Annotated in this window: 8 protein-coding genes and 1 pseudogene; 1 reads left to right on the forward strand and 8 read right to left on the reverse strand. The window is 25.8% G+C overall.

Going from position 1 to position 12,525, the window contains the following annotated elements:
• Window positions 1-5: 5 nt before the first annotated feature.
• Window positions 6-866, reverse strand: a complete 861-nt coding sequence (locus HGAG_RS02230) for an RluA family pseudouridine synthase (RefSeq protein WP_019117731.1) — start codon at window positions 864-866, stop codon at window positions 6-8.
• Window positions 867-926: 60 nt separating this feature from the next.
• Between HGAG_RS02230 and HGAG_RS02235 the strand changes: the two genes are divergently transcribed.
• Entirely contained in the window at window positions 927-1,712 is a 786-nt protein-coding gene (locus tag HGAG_RS02235) for an NAD(+)/NADH kinase (protein WP_004838735.1), read from the forward strand.
• Window positions 1,713-1,792: 80 nt separating this feature from the next.
• Here HGAG_RS02235 and HGAG_RS02240 read toward each other — a convergent pair whose 3' ends face one another.
• From HGAG_RS02240 to glgA, 7 genes and pseudogenes are all read right to left on the reverse strand, one after another.
• Window positions 1,793-3,298 carry a peptidoglycan D,D-transpeptidase FtsI family protein gene (locus tag HGAG_RS02240; protein WP_019117732.1) on the reverse strand — a complete coding sequence of 502 codons (1,506 nt, stop codon included), beginning with the start codon at window positions 3,296-3,298 and terminating at the stop codon, window positions 1,793-1,795.
• The gene (locus tag HGAG_RS02245) at window positions 3,279-4,556 is read right to left on the reverse strand and encodes an FtsW/RodA/SpoVE family cell cycle protein (protein ID WP_026074031.1); all 1,278 of its coding nucleotides are present in this window, start codon (window positions 4,554-4,556) and stop codon (window positions 3,279-3,281) included. Before HGAG_RS02245 ends, HGAG_RS02240 begins: the two co-directional genes overlap by 20 nt.
• Window positions 4,543-5,045, reverse strand: a pseudogene (locus tag HGAG_RS10435) (FHA domain-containing protein). Before HGAG_RS10435 ends, HGAG_RS02245 begins: the two are co-directional and overlap by 14 nt.
• A 218-nt stretch (window positions 5,046-5,263) precedes the next feature.
• Complete coding sequence (locus HGAG_RS02255) at window positions 5,264-6,955, reverse strand: phospho-sugar mutase (protein ID WP_019117734.1); 1,692 nt, start codon at window positions 6,953-6,955, stop codon at window positions 5,264-5,266.
• Window positions 6,956-7,138: 183 nt separating this feature from the next.
• Entirely contained in the window at window positions 7,139-8,830 is a 1,692-nt protein-coding gene (gene pulA / locus HGAG_RS10440) for a type I pullulanase (protein WP_019117735.1), read from the reverse strand.
• Window positions 8,831-8,835: 5 nt separating this feature from the next.
• Window positions 8,836-10,941, reverse strand: coding sequence for a glycogen/starch/alpha-glucan phosphorylase (locus HGAG_RS10445; protein ID WP_244263798.1), 2,106 nt, complete (start codon window positions 10,939-10,941; stop codon window positions 8,836-8,838).
• A gap of 144 nt (window positions 10,942-11,085) precedes the next feature.
• Window positions 11,086-12,516, reverse strand: coding sequence for a glycogen synthase GlgA (glgA, locus tag HGAG_RS02270; protein WP_019117736.1), 1,431 nt, complete (start codon window positions 12,514-12,516; stop codon window positions 11,086-11,088).
• Window positions 12,517-12,525: the final 9 nt, after the last annotated feature.

The raw sequence follows: 12,525 nt of genomic DNA on the forward strand, positions 1-12,525 counted from the left end.
GCAAATTAGCTATCGCCTCTTAAAAGGCTAGAATTTAAATATTTATCAAAATTTGGTCGTGATAATATCGTTATTTTTTCTTCATCTCTAAATCTTATAAAACTTACCTTGTATGAATGCAATAAAAACCTATCCAATTTATATTTTGAACCATAAAGTTTATCTCCAATTATTGGATGATTTAAATTTGATAAGGAAATTCTAATTTGATGAGTTTTGCCTGTATAAATTTTGCAATAAATTAAGGAAAATTTATCGTATAATTTTATATTTTTAAAATATGTTTTTATTTCATAGCCTTCATCTGCTATTTTCATTTTTTTATTATTTTCATCATAATTTATCTTCAAAAAAATTGTTTTATCTATTTCTAAATTCCCTTCTACAAGCGCCAAATATTCTTTATTAAAATCATTATTTTCTATCAATTTTTGGTAATATGCTTGGGCATAAGGATTTTTTGCAATCAAAATAATTCCTGATGTATTCATATCTAGCCTATTTATAAATCTAACTTGAGATTTTATATTATTTTTCAAAAAATAATAGCTAATATAATTTGCCAAACTTTCTTGACCTTTAGAATTTACAGTAAGATTTGCGTCTTTGTCTATAGCAATTATATCTTGATCTTCATATAAAATTTCAAGCTCTTTATTTATCGGCTCATAATTAAGAATTTCATCTTCAATAATTATTTTAATATTGTCATCTGGATTTAATTTAATATTTTTTTCTATTTTTTTGTCATTAACCAAGATAGAATTTTTAATTATTTTTTTGTAAGCCCTATTTGAAATATTCTTATCTAACAAGAATTTTTTTAAACTAATCTTTCTATCTGTTTTAAATTCAATATATTTCATTTTTTCCTCAAAAATTTTTTTATGTTATAATTAATTATATCTTAAGAAAGGTAAGTAACAATGAATAAAACGATTAATATTTTCAAAAATAAATCTAGATATACTAAAAATATTTATAATAAAACTAGAGCAATATTAAAAGATTTTGGATATGAAATTTCTAATAACTATGATCCAAACGCTTGCTTAAACCTTGTTATTGGAGGAGATGGAACGTTTTTAAACGCTGTAAAGCTTTCAAAATTTTCTCAAATTCCTTTTATAGGTATAAACACAGGACACTTAGGTTTCTATCAAGAAGTAAATCCTGACAATATTGAAGATTTTGTAAGAAGATTATCTGAAAAAAATTATTATATGGAAAAACTTGCAATTCTCGAATCAAATATTGGTAATAATAAAATTAATGCTGTAAATGAAGTTGTAGTAAAAAGCAATAGAAATCAAATTGTAAGGCTTAGACTTTTCATTGACGGAAATTTTATAGAAAATTTTTCAGGAGATGGTCTAATAATATCTACTCCTCATGGTTCAACAGCTTATAACTTATCATCAAACGGTGCAATTTTGCACCAATCTCTTGAGGGCTTTCAACTTACACCAATCGCTCCTATTTTTTCAAGTTTAAATAGGTCATTAAAAGCACCAATAATTTTGCCAAAAAATGCTGAAATCGAAATTAACGTAAGCAAAAGAGATAATTATCACACAGTTTTTTTGTTTGATGGCAAAGAATATAAGACAAATAGTTTTAAAATAAGCACAAGAATTTCTAATAAGGAACTAAAAAAGCTTATTTTAAATAAAAACCATTATTGGTCTAATATAAAAAATAAGCTTTTGTAAATTTTTTTAATTATAACTATTTAATCACAATAAAAATGCTTTGGATATATTTTTTTATACCAAAGCATTTTTTAATTATTTTAATTTAGATTGACGTTATTTACAATACTTGTAATTAACTCTCCTGCAATTGGAGCAGCTGTAATTCCTGCCGTATCATCAGAATCTTCAATAACAATAGCAAAAGCTAATTTAGGTTGATAAGCTGGAGCAAATCCAACAAACCAAGCATCTGTTGCTCCGTTTTTTTTATCAGCTGTTCCAGTTTTTCCTGCTATTTGTACAGTTCTGGTGTATGCATTTGTTCCCGTTCCTCTATTTACAACATCAACCATAAAATCTCTAATATAATTAGAATTTTCTACACTTGTAACATCTGATATAACTTTACTTTCACTTTCTTTTATTATTTTTCCATCTTTGTTTACAACATTTTTTACAAGTCTTGGTTGCATCATTTTTCCATTATTAGCAATTGTAGATGCAATCATTGCCATGTGAAGCGGAGTAACTTCTGTCTTACCATATCCAAATCCTGTCATAGCTAAATCAACTTGATTTAAATCATCAAATGGAATTTTGGAATTTATTTTTTCTATATCGAACTTATAATCCTTATTGAACATATATTTTTCAGCTATTTGTTTATAAAAATCTTTACCTAATTCATCTGTTTTTGATGCAAAATAAGTATTAACAGAATTTAAAAACGCTGATCGTAAATTTAAATTCCCGTAAGAATATCCACCATAATTTTCTATATCATATCCTTGAATTTTAACTTTTCCTGTATCGTTATAATGAGTATTTAATTTACTTTCTAATATTGCATTAGCAGTAACAATCTTCATTGAAGAACCAGGTCTATAAATTCCTTGACTGGACCTATTAAGCAAAGGTGCATTTGTATTTTGAATTAACATATCCCAATCTTGGTCTAGACTGTTTGGATCATAAGATGGTTTTGAAACCATTGCCAAAACTTCTCCATTTCTTGGATCCATAACGACAATAGAGCCAATATGATCGCCTAAGCTTTCATAAGCTATTTTTTGAATTGTTTGGTCAATCGTTAGATTCAAATTATTTCCAATTCCAGATTTTTCTACCATATCCCTTATTTTTGATGTTGGTTGGTCTGAAATATCTAATAATTCTTTATTGTAAGTTTTTTCTAAACCACTTTTTCCATACTTAATTGAATTATATCCAGTAAAAGCCGAATTTATTTTTCCATTTTTATAAACTCTTATATTATTTCCATTTTCATCTTTTTCATTATATACTAAAAGATTTCCATTTCTATCGTAAATATTTCCTCTTTTAATTACATTTTCATTTACCCAATTTCTTTTATTATGACTGTTATCAGCTAGAGTTTGAGCTTTAAATAATTGAAAATATACCAAATATAAAACTATAGATAAAAACAAAAGAATAAAAAGCATCATAACATATATTAATCTTTTATTCATAGTTGATTTTTCTAATATATGTTTGTTATCTTCGTCTTTTAATCTTTGTTTTTTTTCCATATCTAAGATTTTTTGAATAAATGGCTTTTGCTTATCTTTCTTCTTTTTCATTATCATCACCATTTTCTATTTTTTGACCACAATATTGTAGGCAGGCTAATAAAATAAAACCTGATACCATTGAGGAGCCTCCTGCAGAAATAAATGGAAGAGTAACACCTGTTAATGGAATAAGTTTTAAAACTCCACCTAAAATTATCAAGGTTTGAAGCGCAAAAAGCCCCCCTATACCAAAAGCAAGTATTGAAAAGAATTTATTTTCTTGTTGAAGAGCAATTTTTATTGCCCTATAAACTAAAATCAAGAACAATAAAACTACTGCAATTCCCATAAAAATCCCATATTCTTCACAAATTGCAGGAAAAATGAAATCACTTTCTGCAACTGGAATATAATCAGGTCTACCCAAGCCTATTCCTGTTCCAAATAGTCCACCACTTGCAAGAGCAAATAATGATTGAGTAATTTGGTAACCCTTATCGTCAATAACAGACCATGGATCAAGCCATGTTTGTACCCTTACTCTAATATGAGAAAATAAAAAATATGCAAGTATAGCTCCCAAAATTGTAAATATTACGTTCAAAAGAATAAGCTTTCTATCTCTTTCATAAACAAATTGTGTCAAAATCATTGTCCCAAAAAAAATTAAAGCTGTTCCCAATTCTTTTTGAATAAAAAACATCAAAATAAAAAAGTAAATTCCAATATTCAAATAATACTTACCAAATGCTTTTTTTCTATATTTATTGTAATTTGTATAAAAGCTTGCCACAAAAAATATAAAAGGAATTTTAATAAATTCTGATGGTTGTATGGTAATAGGGCCAATTACAATCCAGTTTTTCGCACCACCAGATGCAAAACCAAATACCAAAGTTGCCATAAATAAAACTATAGAAATTACGAAATAAAAAATAATATAATCATCCCAATTTTTTATTTTTGGCAATATAAAATAGGTAATAAAAAATACAACCACACCAATTATATAAAACAACAATTGCTTTTTTCCTAAAGTAGGATCTAGTCTATAAATCATAGCAACGCCAATTGAAAACAACATATTTACTATAAGTAATAAAATACTATCGCTTCTTGTAAATTTATTAGCCAAAACTGTAGATAGTATTGTTGTAATTAGTATTGTTAAATAGGAATAGAAATCTCTGCTTTGTAAATGTTTAGCATTGTAAATCATTGACAAACTTAAACTTAAAAATTCAAATACAAATAAAAGAAATAAAGCAGAATTTTTATATTGTCTTTGCCTGGTGATATTTATATTTTCATTTTTAATCATCTTCATCACCGTTTATAAATAAGAATTTAAGTTCTCCAAATTTAATAATATCCTTGTTTTTAATTCTATCGCTTCATTAATTCTTTCATCATTTAAAAAAGTTCCATTAGAAGAGTTCATATCTTCCAAAAAATAAATACCTTGGTCTAAAATAATTCTCGCATGAAAACTTGATAAAAATTTGTCTTTTATACAAATAGTATTTTTATCATCTCTTCCAATAGTATTATTGTCTCCAATATAATAATATTCTTGTACTTTAAATTTGTGTTCTTGATTTTGATTTATGAATTGTAAATACGTATCAGATATTTGCTCTTTTTTAATAGCATATCTAACATCATAATATATTATTCTAATAATTGAATAGATAAAGTACAAAACAATAACAACAAATACATATTTTAAAATTGTTGATAATAATTGATATAAAGTTAAATTTCCAAAAACTTGAATAGAAAATACTTTATCTATAAAGTTAAAAAATTGATCCATAAAACCTCCTTACTTCCTGTTTACTTATTTTATCAGAAATTTAAAATTCTTTAAAATATCCTTATTAAAAATATCTAATATAAAAGCCTTAGATAAATTTGTTTTAAAATTTGATTTAAAATCACAATATTTTTTAGCTTATTTTTTCTGCTTATCTAAACAAAATAAAAAAAGTGCCAGGAATTAATTTACATCCATGGCACTTTAATTTTAAATTTTTAGTCAATTTTATCAATTATTTTATTTACTTCATCTTTCAATTTATCTTTTTTAATTTCTGATTCTTTTTTACTTTTTTCTATTACATTTAGGTATAATTTAATTTTTGGCTCTGTTCCTGATGGTCTTAATACAAACCATGAATCATCTTCTAGATAATATTTTAATACATTTGATTTTGACAACCCTGTATCATCATTTAAGTAATCAACTATGTTTTTAACTTTAAGTCCTATTACTTCTTCAATTGGATTGTTTCTTATTGTTTCCATTATTCTTTTAATTTTATTTGCTCCATCAAGTCCTTCAAGAACTATTGATTGAACTTCGTTTGAATAATATCCAAATTTTTCATATATATCATCCAATACATCTAACAAAGTTTTACCTTTATCTTTATAATAAGCTGTCATTTCGCTAATAAGCATAGCAGAATTTACCGCATCCTTATCTCTGACAAATGTTTTGTAATTATATCCTATACTTTCTTCAAATCCAAAAATAAATTCGCCTTTGCCTTTTCTTTCGAATTCATTTGCTACTTCATAAATATTTTTAAATCCTGTCAAAACTTCATAGACTTCAACCCCATAGCTTTTTGCAATTGGTTTAATTAAATCTGTAGATACAATAGTTTTTACAACTGCTCCATCTTCTGGCAATTCATTATTTTCATCTAGAGCTGTCAAAATATAATTTGTAAGCAATGATCCAATTTGATTTCCTGTTAAAAATTGATAGTTTCCTTTTTCATCTTTAACTTCAACTGCACATCTATCTGAGTCTGGATCTGTTGCAAGCAACAAATCTGCTTCTTTTTCTTCTCCTAATTTTTCTGATAATTTAAATGCTTTTGGATCTTCTGGATTTGGATAACCTACTGTTGTAAAATCAGGATCTGGATTTTCTTGTTCTTTTACTATATAAATATTTTCAAATCCTCTTTCCTTAAGTATTCTTCTTACCAATTTATTTCCACAACCATTTAATGGAGTGTAAACAATTTTTACTTTCTTGTCTACGTCATCGTTAATTGTACAAGCCAAAACTTCTTTTACATAATCTTCTATTAATGAATCGTCTATCCATGAAATTAATCCTTCATCCATTGCCTTGTCAAAATCAATTCTTTTTATTTTTGAATAATCATCATATTCTTTCATATAATTTTGAATTTGTACTGCAATATCTTCAAGAATTTGACTTCCATCAGAACCATAAGCCTTGTATCCATTATATTCTCTTGGATTGTGGCTTGCTGTTACCATTACTCCAGCTATAGATTTTAATTTTCTTATAGCGTATGAACAAACTGGTGTTGGTTGAATTTCTTTGAAAATATTTACTTTAATTCCGTTTGCGGCAAAGACTTCAGCTGTTATTTTTGAAAATTCATCAGATTTGTGTCTAACGTCATAACAAATTGTAACTCCTCTTTTTTTTGCGTCTTCGCCCATATCTGATATTGTATCAGCAAAGGCTTGGCTTGCTTTGGCAACTGTATATTGGTTCATTCTATTTGTTCCAGCACCTAATTTCCCTCTTAGTCCTGCAGTTCCAAATGCCAACTCTTGATAAAATCTATCTTCAATTTCATTCTCATCATTTTCAATATTTTTTAATTCATCTCTTGTGTCTTGGTCAAAAAATTCATTATTTAACCAAGATTCATAAACTTTTTTATAATCCATAATATTTTCCTCCTACATATACGTTTACAGAATATTTACTGATTTTTTTTATATCAGAAACATTTAATCTTTTATTAATTTTACCCTTTTTATCAAATATTTTAACAAGTTCTCTTTGCTCATTAAATATTTTATTTCTTGTTATATCATCAAGTTCATAATCATTTTTTAAAGCATTAAATACTAAATAATTTTTTTATTTTCAAAATTTATTTTATAAGCTATCAAGAAATCTTCTAGTCCATCAACAAAAGTTAAAACTTTTTTTATATCTTCGCTTTTATATAAGTCAAAAACTTCTAATTTTTTTCTCAATTCAATAAGCTCTTTTACATAAGTAAAAGTTTCCAAATTATCAATTTTATCTTGCCAATTTATTCCATTTATATCAAGGCTCGAATTATATGAATTGCTGTTATTTGATTTTGAATTATTAAATTCAGTTCCTTCATATATAAATGGCTTGCCAAATGATAAAAACAAAATTGCAAATCCAAGTCTTGATATAGAATCAATATTTTCATGATTTGTTAAAGAAATTTTTAACTTATCGTAATAAATGAGATTATCATGACATGCAAAATAATTTATAACTTCGCTTGCATCATCTGCAACTCCAATTCTTTTTTCATCAAAATTAATACTTCCGCTAATTCCTATTTCAATTTCATTTTTTAATGTAAAATTTCCTTGGATAAATCCTTTTGAATATCCATCATTATCTCCCCTAATTGCATTTCTAAATCTATCATTAAAAACTGCAAAGCCATTGGATTTTTGACTTCCTATAAGAATTTGTTTTTCAATAGGTAAGACTGATTCTCCTCCCATCCAAGGCTCTCCATAAATAATTATGTAGGGTTTTATTTTTTTCAATTCTTTTATTGCAATTTTTATTGTGTCAATATCAATCAAAGCCATCAAATCAAATCTAAATCCATCAATATCATATTCATTTACCCAATGTTTCAAGGAATCTATAATCAATTTTCTTACAAAAGCTTTTTCACTTGAAAGCTCATTTCCAACTCCCGAACCATTAGAAAAATATCCATCTTGATTTTTTCTATGATAATAATTTGGTGCTAAAATTTCCAAATTTGAATCTATGGTTTTAAATGTATGATTATATACAACGTCCATAACAACATTCATTCCATTTTCGTGAATTTTATTTACCATTTCTTTAAATTCATAGATTCTTCTTTTTATTTTGTATGGATTTGTAGCATAAGAACCTTCTACATTAAAATACAATTCTGGATCATAGCCCCAATTGTAATTATCATCATCAAAAAATTTCTCATTTTCTTCGAAAGTGGAAATAAAATCATAAACTGGTAAAAGTTGTATGTGAGTCACATTCATTTCTTTTAAATGGCTTAATCCGGTTGTATGTCCTTTAAATTTTGTATTTTCTTCACAAAGACCAAGAAATTTTCCCCTGTATTTTACATTTGAATTTTTATTTGCAGTATAATCTTTTACATTCAATTCATAAATTATTGCCTTATTTTCACAAATTTTCGGGGCAAATTTTTTAAAGTTTTTTGGATTTGTCTTTTCAAAATCAACTACAGCTGACATCAAGCTATTGATAGATGACGCCTTTGAGTAAGGATCTGTTACTTCGTATTTATCCTCAACCAAATATGAGTAAAAAAATCCATCCAAATCTTTATCAATTTTACAATAAAATATATCAAATTTTGTTTTGACCATAGAAAATTTTTCTTTTCTTATTTTTCTATAATCATCTGTTATTAATAAATCTATTTTTTTTCTATTTGGAGCAAAAACTCTAAATTCTGTATATTTTTTTGTATATGTTGCCCCTAATTTTATATCCTTAATTTCTTCGTAATTATATGTCATATTTCCTATTTCAATTTTTCAAAATTTTTATCAAGATTAAATTCATTCGCCCACAAAATATTATCAATTTCCTTATCAATCCATTTTTTCTTATCTAGGTAATCCATGCCCATTTCAAGTCTTTTTTCCAATAGTTGTTCATGATCTTTGAAAATAAAAAATGAATCATTATATGAAATTAAATAATCATATATATTTTTAAAATTATAAGGCAAATTACTATAATCTTCATTGATTAAGTTATCAATCGTTGTTTTGATTATATCATTTTTATAATAGAATTCGCGAGCATTATATGAATTTTCTTCTTTAATATTTTCGATTTTTTTGTAGTCATCTGCAAAAGTATAAATTTTATTTTCTTTTTGAATATTTGTAAGTATTCCACCCTTTGCTGAAATAATATTTGAAAAATTAAAAATAGAATTTAGCATATGAAAACTTTGATTATCGTATAAAGGAAGAGTTAAATTGCTGTAAATATCACAAGCAGGATAAATTTTCCTAAGTTTTTCAACATTTAAATCTTCAATAAAAATTATTTTTAATTTTTCTTTGATTAGCTTGTCCTTATCCAACATATATTTTAATGCCAAAATGAATTTTATTATCTCTTTTGCCATAAAATATCCATCACTGGCTTTTCCAGAAAATATATAAGTTGTTGGTGGAATTAAAATATTTGAATTATCTTTCAACTTATAATACATGCTTGCTATACATATTGCACTAAGAAGTTGTCTTTTTGCCTCATGAAACATAGTAAGTTGCATATCAAATATAGAATATGGATTTATAGGCTCAGTTTCATTTATTTTAAAATAATCAATTAATTGAAGTTTATTTTTGTATTTAACATCTTCAACTTCATCATAAAAATCCATATTATTTTTTAATTTTTCCAATTTTTCTATGCTATTTTTATCACTAATATTAATATTATAATTTTCAAGCAATTTTTTTAAATTTTTATTGTTTGATTTTGCGTACAAATACCTATCAATCCCAAAATTTAAATGTGAAAAATTATCTGACCTATCCTTATAGTTTTCAACAATTGTTTTAGACAAATAAAAATATTTTTCAGCAAAAAAATAATTTAACCTATCATATTGCAATTGGTTATTTTCAATTATTGGTAAGTTGAAATTTATTTTTGCATAGTCATTTAATTTTATAACTATATCAAAAAAAGATTCATCAATTGATTTTATCATAGAAATATCATAGCTCTCCCTAGAATCTGGAGTAACCAAAAATCCAATATGATCGAAAACTTTTCTAGAAATATCTACACATTCTTCGATTTCTAAATTATAACCTTGGTGCAAACTTCTAATAAATTCTACTATTGCTAAGGAAGGATGTATGTCTGCAAGGACAATTTTGATCTTATTTTTAATATTTTTTATTTCAAAATTCCTTTTAAAATATCTTCTAAAAATATCTTGAATAGAAGATACACAATAAAAATATTCTTGTTTTAGCCTAAAAATTTTTCCTTCATAGGTCGAATTATCTAAGTACAAAAATTGAGTAAGAGAATTGTTGTTTATATAATCGTCGTAAGCACTTTTTAAATCTCCACTTTTTAAATTTAAGTAATCTATTTTATTTATAGATTCAGATTTCCATAATCTTAAACTATTAACAAAATTATTTTCATTATTAAAAATTGGCATATCATAAGCAACAGCTTTGACTTCTTTATCTTGAATATTTAAAATATAAGAGAAATCTTTTTTATGTTCCCATTTATTTCCCCTATATAACCACTCGTTAGGATTTACAAATTGCCTACCTTCTCTTATTTCCTGTTTCATCCCTCCGCTTTCATATCTTAAAGCATAGGCCATTGATTTTATTTTATTTTTACTTAATTCTTTCATCAAATACCAAGAGCCAATACCTATATCGCTATTTCCAAGACTTGCTTCTTTTTCATAATTAACCAAATCTTCCATAGAAATATTTAAACTATCAAGACACTTATTAACTTCATCAGTATAGTCTAAGGATTCAATAGCGCTTTCAATAAATTTTCCTGGATTATATTCAAAAGATAGTAAGTAAACTTCTTTATTTTTAAAAATTTTTTTGACTTTGTCCAATTTTTTCCTATATCTTGCATCAAAGCTTTTACAAGCCCATCATAAATTTCACTTAATCTCGCATCATCTGTTTCTTTAGCATAAAAAGAATACAAAAAATTTTGTATTCTTTTTAAGATAAAATTATTATTATTTTTTTCCATTCTAAGCCTTAATATCTTCGTATAATTTTATATATTTTTTAGAAGATTCTTCCCAATCATTTTTCTCTTTCATTGCATTAACTACAAGTTTATCAAAAGCCTCTCTATTATTTTTGTATAAATCAATTGCATTTTTGCTTGCAAAAAGTAATTCGTGAGCATTTATATTTTCAAATGAGAATCCACTTCCTTCTCCAGTATACTTATTGTAAGGTTTTACTGTATCTTTTAAACCACCAGCTTCTCTTACAATTGGTAAAGATCCGTATCTCATAGCAATTAATTGACTAATTCCACAAGGCTCTGATATTGATGGCATCATATATAAATCGCTAGCCGCATATAATTTATGACTTTCTTTTCCATCATAATAAATTCTTGCAGCAACCTTGTCAGGATATTTCCACTCAAAATACTTAAACATTTCTTCGTAAGTATAATCTCCTGTGCCCAATACAACCAATTGAATATCTTCTTGTAATAATTCATCCAATATATATCTTACAAGATCAAATCCTTTCATTGATGTAAGCCTTGAACAAATTGCAATCATTGGCACATCTTTATTAACTGGGAGTCCATATTCTTCTTGTAATTTCATCTTATTTTCTATTTTATTTTCCAAAGATTTTATATCATAATTTTTGAAAATATTTTTATCAGTTTTTGGATTCCACAAATCATAATCTATTCCATTTACAATTCCTGAAAGCTTGTTTTGATATTCTCTAATTATTCCATCAAGACCTTCCCCATAAAATGGATATTTGATTTCTTGGGCATAATTTTCACTTACAGTATTAAAAGCTGTTGAATGAACAATTCCGCCTTTCATAAAATTAATGGCATCAAAATATTTTAAATCATGTTCATTAAAATAATAACCATCAAGTCCTGTTAAGGTTAAATATCCCGAATCAAAAACTCCTTGGTATTTTAAATTATGAATAGTAAATAAAGTTCTTATATCATCAAAATAGTGATCGCCTTTTCTAAAATCATTTACATAAATATTTACCAAAGCTGTGTGCCAATCATTAGCATGAATTATATCTGGTTTAAAATCAATTTCTTTTCCTAATAAGGTAGCAGCTTTTGAGAAAAATATAAATCTTTCAGCATCATCGTCATAGCCGTATGCGTTTGGTCTGTCAAAATATTCAAGATTATCTATAAAATAAAATGTAACGCCTTCCCATTTTAGGCTAAAAATTCCAGCGTATTGATGTTTCCAATCAAGATCTACATAAAAATCTTTTATTTTTTTCATCTTTTTTCTATAAATATCATCAATACTTGAATACAAAGGCATAACAACTCTTATATCGATACCTTTTTTTGCAAGTTCTTTTGGCAAAGAACCTGCTACATCTGCAAGACCTCCTGTTTTTATAAAAGGATCAGCTTCACTTGTTAAAAATAATACTTTCATCTTACACCC

Source organism: Anaerococcus obesiensis ph10, from assembly GCF_000311745.1.
In the GTDB taxonomy this organism is placed as follows: Bacteria; Bacillota; Clostridia; order Tissierellales; family Peptoniphilaceae; genus Anaerococcus; species Anaerococcus vaginalis.

Bases quoted from the DNA above. Each gene is read 5' to 3' on its own strand.
- pulA (WP_019117735.1), bottom strand. From the start codon at position 8,830: ATGACATATAATTACGAAGAAATTAAGGATATAAAATTAGGGGCAACA.
- HGAG_RS02255 (WP_019117734.1), bottom strand. From the start codon at position 6,955: ATGGATTATAAAAAAGTTTATGAATCTTGGTTAAATAATGAATTTTTT.
- HGAG_RS02230 (WP_019117731.1), bottom strand. From the start codon at position 866: ATGAAATATATTGAATTTAAAACAGATAGAAAGATTAGTTTAAAAAAA.
- HGAG_RS02235 (WP_004838735.1), top strand. From the start codon at position 927: ATGAATAAAACGATTAATATTTTCAAAAATAAATCTAGATATACTAAA.
- glgA (WP_019117736.1), bottom strand. From the start codon at position 12,516: ATGAAAGTATTATTTTTAACAAGTGAAGCTGATCCTTTTATAAAAACA.
- HGAG_RS02240 (WP_019117732.1), bottom strand. From the start codon at position 3,298: ATGAAAAAGAAGAAAGATAAGCAAAAGCCATTTATTCAAAAAATCTTA.
- HGAG_RS02245 (WP_026074031.1), bottom strand. From the start codon at position 4,556: ATGAAGATGATTAAAAATGAAAATATAAATATCACCAGGCAAAGACAA.